Annotated in this window: 20 protein-coding genes; 14 read left to right on the plus strand and 6 right to left on the minus strand. The window is 71.5% G+C overall.

Annotation, left to right across the window (positions count from 1 at the left end):
- Window positions 1-6 precede the first annotated feature (6 nt).
- The 10 genes from folE (at window position 7) to lysS (ending at window position 8,117) form a co-directional block, all read left to right on the plus strand.
- A complete protein-coding gene (gene folE, locus E4K62_RS01160; protein ID WP_135062776.1) occupies window positions 7-597 on the plus strand; it encodes a GTP cyclohydrolase I in 591 nt (196 codons plus the stop codon).
- Window positions 594-1,394, plus strand: a complete 801-nt coding sequence (gene folP, locus E4K62_RS01165) for a dihydropteroate synthase (protein ID WP_135062778.1) — start codon at window positions 594-596, stop codon at window positions 1,392-1,394. Before folE ends, folP begins: the two co-directional genes overlap by 4 nt.
- Window positions 1,391-1,804 (plus strand): dihydroneopterin aldolase, encoded by a 414-nt coding sequence (gene folB / locus E4K62_RS01170; RefSeq protein WP_135062780.1) that lies wholly within the window; start codon window positions 1,391-1,393, stop codon window positions 1,802-1,804. Before folP ends, folB begins: the two co-directional genes overlap by 4 nt.
- On the plus strand, window positions 1,801-2,313 hold the full coding sequence (gene folK, locus E4K62_RS01175) for a 2-amino-4-hydroxy-6-hydroxymethyldihydropteridine diphosphokinase (protein WP_135062782.1): 513 nt from the start codon (window positions 1,801-1,803) through the stop codon (window positions 2,311-2,313). Before folB ends, folK begins: the two co-directional genes overlap by 4 nt.
- Complete coding sequence (locus E4K62_RS01180; protein WP_135062784.1) at window positions 2,310-2,798, plus strand: DUF3180 family protein; 489 nt, start codon at window positions 2,310-2,312, stop codon at window positions 2,796-2,798. Before folK ends, E4K62_RS01180 begins: the two co-directional genes overlap by 4 nt.
- On the plus strand, window positions 2,749-3,342 hold the full coding sequence (locus E4K62_RS01185) for a PH domain-containing protein (protein WP_135062786.1): 594 nt from the start codon (window positions 2,749-2,751) through the stop codon (window positions 3,340-3,342). The genes E4K62_RS01180 and E4K62_RS01185 overlap by 50 nt, the downstream gene beginning before the upstream one ends.
- 26 nt (window positions 3,343-3,368) lie before the next feature.
- Complete coding sequence (locus tag E4K62_RS01190; RefSeq protein ID WP_187270432.1) at window positions 3,369-4,901, plus strand: PH domain-containing protein; 1,533 nt, start codon at window positions 3,369-3,371, stop codon at window positions 4,899-4,901.
- Window positions 4,889-5,623, plus strand: coding sequence for a Rossmann-like and DUF2520 domain-containing protein (locus tag E4K62_RS01195; RefSeq protein WP_135062790.1), 735 nt, complete (start codon window positions 4,889-4,891; stop codon window positions 5,621-5,623). Before E4K62_RS01190 ends, E4K62_RS01195 begins: the two co-directional genes overlap by 13 nt.
- A complete protein-coding gene (gene panC / locus E4K62_RS01200; protein ID WP_135062792.1) occupies window positions 5,620-6,477 on the plus strand; it encodes a pantoate--beta-alanine ligase in 858 nt (285 codons plus the stop codon). The genes E4K62_RS01195 and panC overlap by 4 nt, the downstream gene beginning before the upstream one ends.
- 95 nt (window positions 6,478-6,572) lie before the next feature.
- Window positions 6,573-8,117 carry a lysine--tRNA ligase gene (gene lysS, locus E4K62_RS01205; protein WP_135062794.1) on the plus strand — a complete coding sequence of 515 codons (1,545 nt, stop codon included), beginning with the start codon at window positions 6,573-6,575 and terminating at the stop codon, window positions 8,115-8,117.
- 6 nt (window positions 8,118-8,123) lie between these two features.
- Here lysS and E4K62_RS01210 read toward each other — a convergent pair whose 3' ends face one another.
- Window positions 8,124-9,299 carry a DUF4192 family protein gene (locus E4K62_RS01210; protein ID WP_135062796.1) on the minus strand — a complete coding sequence of 392 codons (1,176 nt, stop codon included), beginning with the start codon at window positions 9,297-9,299 and terminating at the stop codon, window positions 8,124-8,126.
- A gap of 160 nt (window positions 9,300-9,459) precedes the next feature.
- Between E4K62_RS01210 and E4K62_RS01215 the strand changes: the two genes are divergently transcribed.
- The 4 genes from E4K62_RS01215 (at window position 9,460) to E4K62_RS01235 (ending at window position 13,012) form a co-directional block, all read left to right on the plus strand.
- On the plus strand, window positions 9,460-9,648 hold the full coding sequence (locus tag E4K62_RS01215; protein ID WP_135062798.1) for a hypothetical protein: 189 nt from the start codon (window positions 9,460-9,462) through the stop codon (window positions 9,646-9,648).
- Between the two features lie 64 nt (window positions 9,649-9,712).
- Entirely contained in the window at window positions 9,713-11,179 is a 1,467-nt protein-coding gene (gene cls / locus E4K62_RS01220; RefSeq protein WP_135062800.1) for a cardiolipin synthase, read from the plus strand.
- A 136-nt stretch (window positions 11,180-11,315) separates the two neighbouring features.
- Window positions 11,316-12,026 (plus strand): hypothetical protein, encoded by a 711-nt coding sequence (locus E4K62_RS18605; protein WP_167747688.1) that lies wholly within the window; start codon window positions 11,316-11,318, stop codon window positions 12,024-12,026.
- Window positions 12,027-12,214: 188 nt separating this feature from the next.
- On the plus strand, window positions 12,215-13,012 hold the full coding sequence (locus E4K62_RS01235; protein ID WP_135062803.1) for an alpha/beta fold hydrolase: 798 nt from the start codon (window positions 12,215-12,217) through the stop codon (window positions 13,010-13,012).
- 1 nt (window position 13,013) lies between these two features.
- On the opposite strand, the gene E4K62_RS01240 is transcribed toward E4K62_RS01235, so the two are convergent.
- The 5 genes from E4K62_RS01240 to E4K62_RS01260 are packed head-to-tail and all read right to left on the minus strand — an operon-like array spanning window position 13,014 to window position 15,892.
- Complete coding sequence (locus tag E4K62_RS01240) at window positions 13,014-13,247, minus strand: helix-turn-helix domain-containing protein (RefSeq protein ID WP_135062804.1); 234 nt, start codon at window positions 13,245-13,247, stop codon at window positions 13,014-13,016.
- Window positions 13,244-13,852 (minus strand): hypothetical protein, encoded by a 609-nt coding sequence (locus E4K62_RS01245; RefSeq protein ID WP_135062805.1) that lies wholly within the window; start codon window positions 13,850-13,852, stop codon window positions 13,244-13,246. Before E4K62_RS01245 ends, E4K62_RS01240 begins: the two co-directional genes overlap by 4 nt.
- The gene (locus E4K62_RS01250; RefSeq protein WP_135062806.1) at window positions 13,852-14,610 is read right to left on the minus strand and encodes a hypothetical protein; all 759 of its coding nucleotides are present in this window, start codon (window positions 14,608-14,610) and stop codon (window positions 13,852-13,854) included. The genes E4K62_RS01245 and E4K62_RS01250 overlap by 1 nt, the downstream gene beginning before the upstream one ends.
- Window positions 14,610-15,287 carry a hypothetical protein gene (locus E4K62_RS01255; protein ID WP_135062807.1) on the minus strand — a complete coding sequence of 226 codons (678 nt, stop codon included), beginning with the start codon at window positions 15,285-15,287 and terminating at the stop codon, window positions 14,610-14,612. The genes E4K62_RS01250 and E4K62_RS01255 overlap by 1 nt, the downstream gene beginning before the upstream one ends.
- Window positions 15,284-15,892 (minus strand): hypothetical protein, encoded by a 609-nt coding sequence (locus E4K62_RS01260; protein ID WP_135062809.1) that lies wholly within the window; start codon window positions 15,890-15,892, stop codon window positions 15,284-15,286. The genes E4K62_RS01255 and E4K62_RS01260 overlap by 4 nt, the downstream gene beginning before the upstream one ends.
- Window positions 15,893-16,069: the final 177 nt, after the last annotated feature.

Here is a 16,069-nt window from a genome sequence, read left to right on the forward strand (position 1 = left end):
GCGACCGTGGCCGTCGACCGCGCACGCGTCGCCGCGCTCGTGCGCGACCTTTTGGCTGCGATCGGAGAGGACCCCGATCGCCCCGGGCTCCGTCAGACGCCGCAGCGCGTCGCCGACGCGTACGGGGAGTTCTTCTCCGGTATCGGCGAGGATGCGGCGGCCCCTCTGGAACACACCATCTCGGTCGCCCAGGGTCCGGCGCCCGAGACGCTCCCCTCCGGCGCGGTGCTGCTGCGCGACGTCGCGTTCCGCTCGATGTGCGAGCACCACCTGCTGCCCTTCCGCGGACGCGCCCACCTCGCCTACCTCCCCGGCGAGCAGGTCGTCGGCCTCAGCGCATTGCCCAAGGTCGTCGACATCCTCGCGTCCCGCCCGCAGGTGCAGGAGCGTCTGGGTGAGCAGATCGCCGACACGATCGCGGCGTCGCTGGATGCGCGCGGCGTGCTGGTGGTGCTGGACGCCGTGCACGAGTGCGTCACGATGCGCGGCGCCCGCCAGCCCGACGCATCCACCGTCACCGTCGCCGCGCGCGGCGAACTGCTCGACCCCGCCGCGCGCGCCGAGCTCATCGCCCTGATCGGCGTCGCGCGCGCATGACCGTCGTGATGGGCATCGTCAACGTCACGCCCGACTCGTTCAGCGACGGCGGCCGCTACGTCGATCCGGCCGCTGCGATCGCGCACGGCGAGCGGCTGCGCGCGCTCGGCGCCGCGATGATCGACGTGGGCGGGGAGTCGACCCGGCCCGGAGCCACCCGCGTGGCGGAGGGCGTGGAGCAGGAGCGGGTGCTGCCGGTGGTCTCGGCGCTGGCTTCGGCCGGGATCGTGGTGAGCATCGACACGATGAACGCCGCCACGGCAGTGGCCGCAGTGGCGGCGGGCGCACGGATCGTCAACGACGTGTCGGGGGGACTGTCCGACCCCGAGATGCTGACCGCCGTCGCCGCCACCGACGCCGACATCGTGCTGGGCCACTGGCGCGGGCCGTCGGAGGACATGTACGCCACCGCGTCGTACCGCGATGTCGTGCGGGAGGTGACCGCCGAGCTGCTCGCCCGCGTCGAAGCTGCCGCGGCGGCGGGCATCGCCCCCTCGCGCGTGATCCTGGACCCCGGAATCGGCTTCGGGAAGAAGGGCGCCCAGAATTGGGACGTCCTGCGGGCGCTGCCCCAGCTGACGGGGCTCGGCCCGCGCGTGCTCGTGGGCACGAGCCGCAAGCGGTTCCTCGCCGACGCCCTGGGCGACGACGCGTCGACCGAGCGCAAGGATCTCGCGACCGCCGTGACGAGCGTGCTCGCCGCGCGTGCGGGAGCATGGGCGGTGCGCGTGCACGACGTGGCGGCCACGTGCGATGCTCTGCAGGTCGCGGAGCGCTGGGAGGGCATCGGAGCATGAGCAGAGACGACGTCGTGGACGAGATCACCCTGACGGGGGTGCGGGCGTTCGGATATCACGGGGTCTACCCCGACGAACGTCGCGAGGGTCAGGAGTTCGTCGTCGACCTGACGCTGCACGTGCCGACGGGGCAGGCAGCCGCCTCGGACGACGTCGCCGACACCGTGCATTACGGCGAACTGGCCGAGAAGGTCGCCGCCGTCGTGACCGGTGAGCCGGTGAACCTGCTCGAGCGCCTCGCCCAGCGCATCGCCGATGTCGTCCTCGCCGACGACCGCGTGCAGCTGGTGGAGGTCACCGTCCACAAGCCCTCCGCGCCGATCCCCGTGCCCTTCGGTGACGTCTCGGTCACGGTGCGCCGATCGCGTCCGCTCGCCCGCACCGCGGGCTTCGCCTCGGAGCCCCGGTGACCACGGCGGAGCCTCGCGGCGGGGAGCCCCTCGGCACGGAGGCCGTCATCGCGCTGGGCGCGAACCTCGGCGATCGAGCCGAGACCCTCACCGCCGCCCTCACTGCGATCGGCGAGCTGCCGCTGACCACCGATCTGCGGGCCTCGCGCGCGTTCGAGACCGTCGCGGTCACCGTGGCCGGCGAGAACGAGGATGCCCCCCGGTACCTCAACGCCGTCGCCCTGGTCCGCACGCGACTGGCCCCCTCCCTCCTGCTGCAGGCGCTGCACGGCATCGAGGCCGCGCACGGCCGTGTGCGCCGCGAGCGATGGGGCGACCGGACGCTGGATCTTGATCTCATCTCCTACGGGCGGCTCACCTCGACCGACCCGGCGCTGACCCTGCCGCATCCGCGGGCCGCCGAGCGGGAGTTCGTCCTCACGCCGTGGCTCGACGTCGATCCCGAGGCCCAGCTGCCCGGGGTCGGAGCCGTCCGCGATCTCCGCGAGCGCCTGCAGGACCGCTCGTGAAGCGCACCGGCGCCGGTTCTCTCCTCCTCGCCGCCGTGCTGGGGGCCGTGGCGGGCTTCCTCATCGACAGCGCGTTCAGCGCCGCCGGGCGCCCCACCTTCACCCCCGCGGTGAGCCTCCCGATCCTCCTGCTGCTCCTCGGGGCCCTCGTCGTGGTCCTGGCCATCCCGGTCTACCGCGCCAGTCGTGGACGCACCGCGGCGGCCATCGATCCCTTCCGGGCGCTGCGCATCGCGATGCTCGCCAAAGCCTCCAGCATCGTGGGCGCGGCGCTCGGCGGGCTCGGCGTCGGACTGCTCGCGTTTCTGCTCACGCGGCCAGTCGTGCCCTCGCTAGGCTCGATGGGCACGGTCATCGCGACGGCGGTCTGCGGCGGCCTCCTGATCGCCGCCGGGCTGGTGGCGGAACAGCTGTGCACGATCCGGAAGGACGACGATGACGATCAACCCGGGAACCCCTCCGGAGTCGATGCCACCGACCGCTGATCACCGCGGCGACGACGTGCTGGACCGGGGTACCTTCGAGTCCATCCGGGAGCCGCGCAGCGCCGGCCGGCTCCCACTGGGAGACGGCCAGTGGCACCAGCTCGCGCAGGCCTATGTGTGGGTGCAGCTCATCTCCACCGCCACGCTGCTGATCGTCGTGCTGGGCATCGCGCTCGTGCTGCAGCTGTGGCTCGAGCAGACGTGGGTGTGGATCCCCGCCGGCGTGTTCGCGCTGATCTCGGTGTGGGCCCTGGCGATCACGCCGCGCCAGGCGCGCTCCTACGGGTATCAGTTGCGCCAGGACGACCTCGTCTTCCGTCGCGGGATCCTGTGGCAGCGGGTCGTCGCCGTCCCGTACGGCCGGATGCAGCTGATCGACATCACCCACGGCCCGCTCGACCGCGGTTTCGGCATCGCACAGCTGAAGCTCGTGACCGCCGCGGCCACCACCGCCGTCACGATCCCCGGCCTGACCCAGGATGCGGCGGAGCGGCTGCGCGACACGCTGGTGGACGTCGCCGAGACCCGCCGGACCGGCCTGTGAGCGAGCCGTCCCCATCGGCCCCTCCCATGGAGGAGGTGCGCTCGCCGCTGAGCGACGGCGAATGGCACCGCATGCACCCGCTCACCCCGCTGCTGCGCGGGGGACTGTTCCTCCTCGTCGTCATCGGCATCGTCGTGGCCAACCTCCGCGAACGTCTCGTGGCATTGTTCATCCCCGACTTCTCCGACGAGGGGGAGGTGCCCGGCGACCCGGTCGACTACGTGCTCTCCAACAACCTGCTGCTCGTCGCCGGGCTCGCCCTGCTCGGCACCCTGGTGGTGCTGACGGTCATCTTCTGGGTGTCGTGGCGGTTCCACACCTTCCGCATCACCGGAGACGACGTCGAGGTGCGCACCGGCGTGTTCTTCCGGACGCACCGCCGCGCCCCGCTGGACCGGGTCCAGGGCGTGAACCTCACGCGTCCGCTGGTCGCCCGCCTGTTCGGGATGGCCAAGCTGGAGGTCATCGGGGCGGGCCTGGATTCCAACGTCAAGCTCGAGTACCTCTCCACCTCCAACTCCGAGACGATCCGGGCCGACATCCTGCGCCTGGCCTCGGGGCGCCGGCTGGGGGAGGCCTCCGCCGCCGAGGGCGCCGTGGACGCGGGCTCGCGCGTGCACCAGGCGGCCAACCTCGTCAGCGCCGGCATCACCGGCATCATCGAGGGCGAAGACCTCGAGGCGGCCGAGGTCGAATCCGTCGTCCACATCCCCGCCGGCCGGCTCGCGGCATCCCGCGTGCTCAGCACATCGACGCTCGGGCTGCTGGCCTTCCTCGCCGTCGTGATCGTCGGTGCCGTCATCGGCGAGCCCTGGGTCCTGTTCGCCTTCGTCCCCGCGCTCCTCGGATTCGGGGCGTACTGGGTGCGCTCGTTCGTACGCTCGCTGCGCTACTCGATCGCACCCACCTCCGGTGGCGTGCGGATCACCTTCGGGCTGTTCACGACGGTCAGCGAGATCCTGCCGCCGGGGCGGGTCCACGCCGTGGAGGTGCGGCAGTCGCTGATGTGGCGCCCGTTCGGCTGGTGGTCGATCGCGGTGAACCGCATCTCGGGGCGCGCGATGACCGACGCGGGCACCGACCAGCTCACCAGCGTGCTGCCGGTGGGCACGCGTGCAGACGTCGAGAGAGTCGTCCGACTCCTGCTGCCCGCCCTCCCCGAAGACCAGCTCGCGCTCGTGTTCGAGCAGGGGATCCTCGGCCCCGCGCCGGGAGATCCCTACGCCACCACGCCCCGGCGGGCACGCGTGTTCCGCCCGTTGTCGTGGCGTCGCAACGGCTTCCTCCTCACACCGGATGCGCTGTTCCTGCGTCGCGGGTTCATCTGGCGGGCGCTCGGGGTCTTCCCGCTGGCGCGCATGCAGAGCATCCGCATCAGCCAGGGTCCGGTCGATCGCGCCCTGCGTGTGGCGAACCTGACGGCCAACGTCGTCAGCGGCACCGTCACGACGACGGTGGGAGTCGTCGATCGCGATGACGCCCTGCGGGCGTTCGAGGACGCCGCCCAGGGCATCGTCGCCGCCTCGGCGGGTGACCGCACCCACCGGTGGGCGCGGTGAGCGGGACGCGCGACGGACGGCTCGGCGTCGGCGTGCTGGGCGCCGGCCGGGTGGGTCCCGTGATCGCTGCGGCGCTGCGCAACGCCGGACATGCGGTGGTGGGCATCACCGCCGGAAGCGACCCCGACCGCGCCGACGCGGTGCTGCCGGGAGTGCCCGTCCTCGATGCCGACGAGGTGGTCCGGCGCGCCGAACTGGTCGTCCTGGCCGTCCCGCACGATCAGCTGCCGGGATTGGTCTCCGGGCTCGCCGACATCGGGGCGTGGCAGATCGGCCAGCTCGTCCTGCACGTCGACCCCGGCTACGGCGTGGACGTGCTCGCCCCGGCGATGCGGTCGGGGGCGATCCCGCTCGCGATCCACCCCGCCATCTCCTTCACCGGCACTTCCATCGACCTGCGCCAGCTCACCGAGAGCTACGCCGCCGTGACCGCCCCCGGTCCGGTCCTGCCCATCGCGCAGGCCCTCGCCGTCGAGCTGGGCTGCGAGCCGGTCGTGGTGGCAGAAGCCGATCGCCCCGCGTACGCGGAGGCCATCGCCACGGCGACGGAGTTCTCCCGCTCGGTCGTACGCCAGGCCTCGGGCCTTCTCGCCGGTGTCGGCATCGACAACCCCGGCGGCTACCTCTCCGCCCTCGTGCGTTCCACGGTCGACCAGGCGCTGGCCGAGGGGGCGCCGTCTGGTCCGGACACCCTCCCGCCCGAGGCTACGCTCGACGGATGATCAGCACCGTCGCGGAGCTGCGCACCCGACTGGCCCAGGCCAGAGCCGCAGCCCCCACCGGCCGGCCGGCGCCGACCGTCGCCCTCGTGTCCACCCTTGGTGCGCTCCACGACGGGCACGTGGACCTCGTGCGCCTCGCCCGCGAACGCGCGGACATCGTGGTGGTCTCCACGTTCGTCAATCCGCTGCGCTTCCGCACGACCGACGACGCCGCCGCCTACCCCACCACGCCGTCGGTGGACCGCGCGCTCCTGGATTCCCTCGGCGTCGACGTGGCGTTCGCGCCGGCGGCCGCCGAGCTGCTGCCCGCCGGTTTCGCCACGACCCGCATCAGCGCCGGCGACCTGGGGCTGCGTTACGAGGGCAGGTCGCGTCCGTACTACTTCGACGGACTCCTCACCGTCGAGGCGCTGCTGTTCCACCTCGTGCGCCCCGACGTCGCGGTCTACGGGGAGCGTGACCTGCAGCGGGTCTTCCTGGTGCGCCGCATGGTGCGCGATCTCGCCTTCGACATCGACGTCGCGACCGTCCCCACCGTCCGCTCGGACGATGGCCTGCCGCTTTCCAGCCGCGTGGCGCTCCTCGACGACGACGACCGCCGGGCGGCCGCCCGGCTTCCCGCGGCGCTCGAAGCGGCCGCATCCACCGCCGACCGGGGGGTGGACGCCTGCATCGCCGCGGCGCAGTCCACGCTCATGGGCGAGGCGCGGATCCGGCTGGACTACCTCAGCGTCGTGGACCCGGACACCTTCCTGCCGGTGGACGAAGGGCACGCCGGACGTGCGCACATGCTCATCGCCGCGACCGTGGGCGGGCACCGCTTCGTCGACAACACCGACATCTACGTGCACTGAGCCGGCTAGGTGATTGAGCCGGGGGCGTCGGCGGTCTTCGAGGGGCTGCCGGGCCCGCACGTAGACTGGAAGCGAATCCCGAGGAGCCCCCAGCGATGACCGACGCGCCCGCATCCGCACCCGCCGCATCGTCCGACGACGATGCCGAGCGGGCCGAACTGAACGACGCCTTCGAGCAGAAGGCGGTGCGTCTGGCCAAGCGCGAGCGCCTGCTGACCGAGCGCGCGGATGCCGCGGGCGGGCCGTACCCGGTGGTCGTGCCGGTGACCGACACCATCCCCGAGGTCCGTGCTCGTTTCGGCGAGCTGGAAGCGGGCGAGGAGACCGGTGTCACCGTCGGCGTCGCCGGCCGTGTGGTCTTCAGCCGCAACACCGGGAAGCTGTGCTTCGCCTCCCTGCAGTCCGGCGACGGCAGCCGCATCCAGGCGATGGTGTCGCTCGCGGTCGTGGGCGAGGAGTCGCTCCAGCGCTGGAAGGACCTCGTCGACCTCGGCGACCACGTGTTCGTCTCGGGTGAGGTGATCTCCAGCCGCCGCGGCGAGCTCTCGATCATGGTGCACGACTGGCAGATCGCGTCCAAGGCCGTCCTGCCGCTGCCCAACATGTACACCGAGCTCAGCGAAGAGAGCCGCGTGCGCAGCCGGTATCTCGACCTGATCGTGCGCGACCGCGCTCGCGAGACCGTCGTGGCGCGGGCGAAGGTCAACGCGAGCCTGCGGGCGACCTTCGCCGAGCGTGGCTTCCTCGAGGTGGAGACCCCCATGCTGCAGGTGCAGCACGGCGGGGCCACTGCACGACCGTTCGTGACGCACGCCAACGCCTTCGACGCCGACCTGTTCCTGCGGATCGCGCCCGAACTGTTCCTCAAGCGCGCCGTGGTCGGTGGCATCGACCGGGTCTTCGAGATCAACCGGAACTTCCGCAACGAGGGCGCCGACTCCACGCACAGCCCCGAGTTCGCGATGCTCGAGGCGTACCAGGCCTACACCGACTACTCCGGCATCGCCGACCTGACGCAGGCGCTCGTCCAGAACGCCGCCGTGGCCGTCGCCGGCTCCACCACCGTCACGTGGGCCGACGGCACCGCCTACGACCTCGGCGGCGAGTGGGACCGCCTGTCGATGTACGGCTCCCTGTCGGAGGCGGCCGGGCAGGAGATCACCCCCGCCACCTCGATCGAGGAGCTGCAGGCGCTCGCCGGGAAGGCGGGCGTGGACGCCCCGCCGCATCCCACCCACGGCAAGTGGGTCGAGGAGCTGTGGGAGCACTTCGTCAAGACCGGCCTGACCCGACCGACGTTCGTGATGGACTTCCCCGTCGACACCAGCCCGCTCGTGCGCGAGCACCGGTCGATCCCGGGTGTCGTGGAGAAGTGGGACCTGTACGTGCGCGGGTTCGAGCTGGCCACGGGGTACTCCGAGCTCGTCGATCCCGTCATCCAGCGCGAGCGGTTCGTGGAGCAGGCGCTGCTGGCCGCCGGCGGCGACGACGAAGCCATGCGCATCGACGAGGAGTTCCTGCGTGCCCTCGAGCACGGCATGCCGCCCACCGGTGGGATGGGCATGGGGATCGATCGCCTGCTGATGGCGATCACCGGGCTCGGCATCCGCGAGACCATCCTCTTTCCCCTCGTGAAGTGACCTGATTCACGACTCCACCCGTCGCGAGTCGATCAGGTGGGTCACCGGATCAGACGGCACCGACCGGCGGTACACCCACTCCGGCAGATGACCGCTGGCGGCGAAGGTCAGCACGATGCCGGCCATGCCGTGGCCCGGGTCGATCTCGCGAGCCATCTCGGCGTAGCGCCCGGCATGCGTCGAGCGGCCCAGCGCCCACGCCACCCACGCCGCCGCCGCGAGGATGCCGGGCCGTGAGGAGCGGGGAGCGGCCGCGGCCAGGTGGCGGGTGAGCGCGAGCGCCGCCTGCAGCCGGGCGGGGTCGGGGGACGGCCCCTCCCCCCAGATGGGAGCGGCGAGATGCTCCGGGTACTCCCCGCCGTCGGCGTAACGCATCTGGGCGGCGAACGCCTCATCGCCGGCGGCGAGGTCGCGCGCCCACTGCACGAGCGCGACATCGCGCAGACCGGGGCGCATCAGGCACCACACCACCGCGGCGGCTTCGTAGGGGTCCATCTCCGCAGGGGCGTACTCGATCGCCTCCTCCAGCAGCAGCGGTACGTCGTCCATCCGCCCGACGGTCGAAAGGGCGTCCCGCCCGAGAGGGCGGTCCGAGGGCTCCCGTTCATCGCCGAAGAGCGCGCTCGTCGCGCGATCGATCTCGCGCAGAGCGAGTCCGAGACGTTCCTTCTCGGCCAGGTCGACCGTGGGGAGGTCGGCCCCCGAGGCCTGATCCTCGGTCGGGAGGGGCTCGTCGGCGAACGCCTCATGGTCGTACGGGATGTCGGTCAGCGGGTGCCCCGCGGGAGGGCATCCGGCGTCGAGGTACGACCCCCATCCGTCCGCGGCGACGCACAGTGCCTCGCTGACGCGGAGACCGCACAGATCGGCCTGGGCGAGCAGTGCGCGGACGAGCTCCCCCTGCGGTGGCCCCTCCGAGGCCGCGAAGGTCTCATCGGTGTAGGCGATGACAGCCACCGCATCGGCATGGCTCACCTTGCACACCATTCCGATGTAGGTCGAGCACATGCTGTCCAGTTCGGTGCGACCGAGGGTGGCCGGCAGGTCCAGACGCAGGCCGCCCAGGGTGCGGTTGCCGTCGAACGGAATGAGGACGAGGCTGCGGGCGGGTCGGTAGCCCAGGAGGCGCGGCACCAGCGCGAGGAAGTCGGCGGCTCCGGCCGCGCGGAAGATGGTCGTCATGCCGATCACCCTCGTCGGCGGCCGCGCACTCGCACGGGCCGCGGGAGCTGCCGGTGGATGACCGCATCCGCCGACGTGGCTGGGGAGGAGAGGTGCACCCCGGGCGCCGCATCCGATCCGGTCCGGATACAGCGCCGGCCGCGCGGCGTATCCTGGGAGGGTGGACCCCTACTGGACTGCTGTGATCTGGTCGCTTCTGCCGACCCTGGCGGTGTCGGCGGTGTTCTACTTCATCCTCCGCTCCATCCTGCGCATGGACCGCACGGAGCGGAAGGCGTACGCGCGCGTCGAGGCGGAGGAGCGCGCGAAGCGCGGGCTCCCGCCGCAGCCCGCTGCATCCGACCGCTGACCCGCTCGAACTGCCCTGTCGGCGCCATTCGATACGCTGAGAGGGTTCACCGGCGGGGGGTGCAGTGGTCGAAGTCACCTTTGACGCCACGTGGTGGGTGGTCGTCGCCCTCATCGTCGACGTGACGATCCGCGTCGCCGCGATCATCATCGTTCCGCGAAACCGCCGTCCGACCTCCGCGATGGCGTGGCTGCTGGCCATCTACTTCATCCCGTACGTCGGGGTGCTGCTGTTCCTGCTGATCGGAAATCCGCGGCTCCCGCGCAAGTTCCGGCGCAAGCAGGAAGCGCTGAACGACTACCTGCGGGAGACCAGCGCGTCACTGGACTTCGGGACGCTGCGGCCGAACGCCCCCGACTGGTTCCGCGCCCTGGTGACGCTCAACCGCAACCTCGGGGCCATGCCGCTCGCGGGAGACAACGGCGCGACCCTCATCTCGGATTACCAGAAGAGCCTCGACGAGATGGCCGATGCGATCCGGCAGGCCGAGCACTACGTGCACGTGGAGTTCTACATCCTCCAATCGGATGACGCCACCGACAACTTCTTCCGTGCGCTGGAGGAGGCGACCGCGCGCGGCGTCGTGGTCCGGGTGCTGCTGGATCACTGGGCCAACCGCGGCAAGCCGTATTACCGCCGCACTCTGCGCCGCTTGAAGGCGATGGGGGCGCACTGGCACCTGCTGCTGCCGGTGCAGCCCCTGCGGGGCCGGACCCAGCGCCCCGACCTGCGCAACCACCGCAAGCTGCTGGTCGTGGACGGCAAGGTCGCCTACATGGGCTCGCAGAACGTCACCGACTCCACCTACAACCTGCACAAGAACATCCGCCGAGGCCTGCACTGGGTCGACCTCATGGTCCGCGTCGAGGGTCCGGTGGTCGCCAGCATCAACGCCGTGTTCCTCTCCGACTGGTATGGCGAGAGCGACGAGATCCTCTCCGACGAGATCGGTCTGTTCGATGTGACTCCCGGGGCGGGAGATCTGGACTGCCAGATCGTCCCCTCCGGGCCGGGCTTCGACTTCCAGAACAATCTCAAGCTGTTCCTGGCGCTCATCTACGCGGCCCGCGAGCGGATCAGCATCGTCAGCCCGTACTTCGTGCCGGAGGAGGCGCTGCTGCTGGCCATCACCACCGCGTGCCAGCGCGGAGTGAGCGTCGAGCTCTTCGTCTCCGAGGAGGGCGACCAGGCCGTGGTCTACCACGCACAGCGCAGCTATTACGAGACGCTGCTGCGCGCCGGGGTGAAGATCTGGATGTACCGCAAGCCGTACATCCTCCACTCCAAGAGCGTCACGATCGACGACGAGGTGTCGGTCATCGGGTCCAGCAACATGGACATGCGCTCGTTCGGCCTGAACCTGGAGATCTCGATGCTCGTGCGCGGCGGCGAATTCGCCCGCGAGATGCACGCGGTGGAAGACACCTATCGCAGCCTCAGCCGGGAGCTGACCCTCGAGGAATGGTCCAACCAGCCGCTGCGCTCCACGCTCCTCGACAACCTCGCACGCCTGACCTCTGCCCTCCAGTAGCGGGGGATCGGCCGCCGCGGGCCGCCACGGATCGTGATGGGGGTGTTACCGGATCCGTTGGGTTCGCCCAGACAGGTTCGGGAGGATGGTCGGAGGCCTCCTCCGATGGACGGCCGCCGCTGCATCCGGAGGTCTCATGTCCCGTCGTACTCGTTCGCTCGTCGCCGCGTGGGGCGCGGCCGTACTGGCCATCGGAATGCTCTCCGGATGCGCATCGGCCGGGGGCGGCGCATCCTCCGCTCCGCCGGCGACCGGCGACACCGTCGATGTCGGGGCCGCGTGGTTGGACGGTGGCGCGATGGTCGGCGTGCTCGTGGCGGGCAGTTCGACCTGCAAGCCCTTCGCCGAGGAGGTCGCCTATGACGAGGGCGTGCTGAGCGTGTCGGTCATGGAGCCCGACGGCGCTTGCACCCGCGACTACGTGCTGCGCGGGGTGGCCGTGCCCGTTCCCGAGGGTGTCGATCCGGCCGAAGACCTCACGATCGAGGTGCGGGGATCGGGCTACGTGGGCCGCGCCGACCTTCCCGGCGTCGCCGGCCTCACCCCGGGCGCGGGCATGGATGGCGGCCAGCCGAGCGCCGGATGGGCCGGCCCGAGCACCTTCGCCATCCTCACGTGGGGTTCGTCGAGCTGCGCGCCGCAGGTCGAGTCGGCCGCGGTCTCGGCGCCCGGTGAGATCGCCGTGGCCTTCGTCGACCCGGCGCCCGACCAGATCTGCACGGCCGACATGGCCGCCCGTGTCACCGTCGTGGAGGTGCCCGATGTGCCCGCCGGCGTCGCCTACGAGGCGGCGCTCTCGGGCGACACGTACGACGGCATCCGCGTCCCCATCGCCGGCCAGCCCTGACCGCGGCTCGACGGCCCGCCCGCACGGACGCTGCTTCACCGCGCGATCCCACGTTTGCGCCTGTTCGGTGCATCCGCGCCGTTAAGAGATGGCGCGGATGCACGGAAGTGGCGCGGACGTGGGGCTCGGGCGGCGCGGCGCGCGGCGCGGGCATCGCGGGATGCGCCCCGTACGCCACGATGAGAGGCATGGATGCCGCCATCCCCGCCCTGACCGAGATGCCCGCGCCGCAGTTCGTGATGACCGACGACGGCGTCCGGCTCGCCACCTACACGTGGGGTGAACCGGACGCACCCACGGTGTTCTGCGTGCACGGGTTCGGCTCGAGCACGCGCGACAACTGGGTCAGCACGGGGTGGGTCCGCGAGCTGCTGCGTCGCGGACTCCGCGTGCTCGCCGTCGACCAGCGCGGGCACGGCGCCAGCGACAAGCCGCACGACGCTGCCGCTTATGCGATGCCGGTGTTCGTGGGCGACCTCACCACGATGCTCGACACGTACCTGCTCGACAGCGTGCGCTACCTCGGATACTCCCTCGGCGGGCGCGTCGGCTGGCAGCTGGCCGTCGATGCGCCGGAGCACGTCGAGCGGGCGGTGCTCGGCGGCATCCCCGACGGCCGCCCGCTCGCGCGGCTCCAGGTCGAGCAGGCGCGCGCGTACGTCGATTCCGGCGAGCCCGTCACCGATCCGGTCACGCGGCGGTACGTCGCCCTCGCCGAGCGGGTCGCGGGCAACGATCTGCGGGCGCTCATCGCCGTGGCCGAGGGGATGCGCATCGGCGACAGCGATCCGGATCCTGCCGCGCCGCCGCACCAGTGGGTGCTGTTCGCCACCGGGAGCGACGATCCGATCATCGAGGAGTCCCGGCACCTGGCCGGCCTGACCCCGAACGGCATGTTCTTCGAGATCCCCGGCCGCCACCACACCAACGCGCCCGGCGCACGCGCGTTCCGGCAGGCCGGGGCCGACTTCCTCGCCGAGCCCTGAGTCAGTCCCGGGCCAGCACCAGCAGGTCGCCGACCTCGCACTCCAGCGCGCGGCAGATCGCCGACAGCGTCGAATAGCGGATGGCGCGGGCCCGGTCGTTCTTGAGCACCGACAGGTTCACGATGGACACGCCCACCAGCTCCGACAGCCGCGTCAGCGTCATCCCGCGCTCGGCCAGCAGCTCGTCCAGGCGGCAGTGGATGCCGCTGGGTCCGTCGTCCTCGGCGGGGCTCACACCAGCCCCTCCGAGTCGCGCTGCAGGCGGATGCCGCGGCGGAAGGCGAGCGAGAGCAGCCCCAGCACCGTGGCCCCGATCCAGACGGCGAAGAACGGCCACACCAGCACCCACGAGTTCGGATCGAAGTCGGCCAGGCCTGCGGCCGCGAGGACCCCGTTGCGACCGAGCGTGTCGAGGAAGTACACCGCGAGGGCGCCGGCGAACATCGTCCACCCCGCCGCATCCAAGAGGCGCGGGTTCGTCGCGTCGAAGAACCGGCCGCGCAGGAAGCGCAGCGCGAGCACGGCGAACAGGGCGATGACCGTGAGGGCGGCCACGGCGCCCACGACGATCGACGCCGCCAGCGACAGTACGGAGAGCAGGTTGGTGCCGTCGGCGGCCACGTTGCCCCACGTGACATCGACGGCGGTGGGCGGGAGGCCGTCCTGGGGTGAGAGCTCCGTGGGAACGAATCCGAACGGCACGGCCACGGAGGTGCCCTCGGGGGTGAATGTCTCGAGCCACCGGATCACGGCAGCCAGGAGGACGAACACGGCGAGGACGCCGCTGACTCCGAGCGTGGAGAGGATCTCGTTGCGCTCCTTCCTCGTCGTCTGCTCCATCACACCAGTCCTTTCGTGTCGTGCTGCATACGCGTCCCGATGGCGAACACGGCCGAGAGCAGGGCGATCCCGAGTCCCCAGCCGATGGGGCTGAGATCCAGCGACAGGGCGAAGATGAACCCCTCCGCCACCCCGCTGCCGTCATCGTGCGAGGTGATCAGCTGGGGTGGACCGAGGGAGGAGATGATCTCAGCGCGCGCGATCGCGCCGAAGACCTGCGTGCCCAGACCCGCCGCGACGACGACGATCGCGGCGCCGCCGAGGGCCACCGGCAGCGTCCGGGCGAAGGGAGCGCCCCGCAGGAGCGCGAAGGCAAGCGACGCGATCCCGACGGCGAGGACGAGCGCGAGCGCCATGGGAAGCGCGGCCTCCGCCCACAGCAGCCAGCGCGGCCCGGCAGGGAGGTCGGCGACCTCAATCCATGCGGTGTCGTACCCCGCGCCCGTGACGGCGGTGGCGGACTCGAGGAAGCCCGGCGCTGTGCTGCCGCCCAGGGGCAGGTCGTCCACGCGCAGCACGGGCGCGCTGGCGAACCACATCGCCGAGGCGAGGAGGCTGTACACGCTCAGCGGGATCGCGACGAGCGCGCCGCCTCCCACGATGGCGACGACCACGCGCTCCCCGCGGGTGAGAGCTGATGGCGAGGCGCCCTCAGCCGCCGCGTCACGCCGGCGGGCCCAGGCCACCAGGGCCGCCGCGCAGACGAGCGCGGCGACGGCGATGGCGAGCATCCCCAGATTCGTGCCGATGGCGTCCATCACACCAGTCCTTCCGTGTCGGCTTGCAGGGCGGCTCCGCGCCGGAACGCGAACGAGATGACGACGAGGATGCCGCCCACCCCGGCGAGCACCCAGTTGGCGTGGCGGATGACGACGCCTGGGGAGGGGAAGCGGTCCAGCAGGAGGGCCGCCGGTCCTTCGGATGCCTCGTACACCACGAGCCCCGCGGCATCCGCGGTGCGCAGGCCGAGGTCGCTCACCATCGCCGCGGTGGCTTCCAGCAGCAGCGCGGGGGAGAGGAAGGCGGCGAGGGTCGCCAGGATGCCGAGGGTGAGCAGGCTCGCGGCGGCGAAGCGCGAGAACGGCCGGCCGGCACGCAGACGGCGGGCGAGGGTGAAGGCGACGACGCACCCGGCCAGCACGACGACGGCGACCGCGGCGTATCCGCCCCACTTGAGCGCGCGGGCCACGGCGGGCGGATCGGGGTGGACGACGCGGACGGTGTCGAAGAACACCCACGCGTACACGTCTTCCTGCCCTACCTCGGGCACGCTGTCCAAGTCGGGCACCAGCGGAACGGACGCGGAGAACTCCCCGAACGCGATGCTCGCCGTCATGAGGATGCCGAGGAGCACGGTGCCGGCGGCCAGGACGACGGCGAGCACCTCCACCGCGCGCAGGAGGGGCCGAAGGACGGCGGGGGCGAGCCGGTTCACACCAGGCCCTCCGTGTCCCGCTGGAGCCGGAGACCGCGCCGGAAGGCGACCCCGAGCACGCCGATCGCCAACGCGGCGAACCACACCGGTGCGTACGACCAGAAGGTGGCCGGATGCAGCGGCTCGCCTTCACCTTGACCCAGCGCGGCCAGCACACCGTTGCGGCCGAAGGTGTCGAGGCCCAGCACGACGATGGTGCCGAACGCGAGCACCAGGGCGATCGCGTCGATGAGCCGCGCCGTCGCGGGGACGAAGAACCGGCCGCGGAGGAAGACCGCGCCGAGCGAGAGCACCAGGCCGATGATGGCGAGGGCGATGAGCACCTGCAGCACCAGCGAGGCCCCGATCGAGACCGCCGAGACGACGTTCACATCGGTGACGTGGACGGTCAGCGCGGTCGCCGCCCCCGACACGGGCTCGCCGTCGGCGGTGATCGCCGCCGTCACCTCCGTCTCCTCGATCGGGAAGCTCCACGCGATCCCGGCCGGCGTGAACGTGCGGGCGAACCGGGCAGACCCCTCCGCGGCGATGGCGACCATCGCGATCCCGCCGGCGATCACCATCCAGACGATGTCGGTCCGCTCCCGGGCCTCTGCGCGTGTCATCTCGGTCCCTCCCCAGCCATATCGATAATCGTTGTTATCGAGGAACGATATGTCCGACGGAAGGGGGTGTCAAGGCCTCGCTATGCCGACGGCGAACACGGCCGCCCCGCATCCGAGCGCTGGTTAGTCTCGATGTACGGCGCGCGGAAGCGTGCCTATCGACCCATTCTGGAGGGT

The organism is Microbacterium wangchenii (genome assembly GCF_004564355.1).
In the GTDB taxonomy this organism is placed as follows: Bacteria; Actinomycetota; Actinomycetes; order Actinomycetales; family Microbacteriaceae; genus Microbacterium; species Microbacterium wangchenii.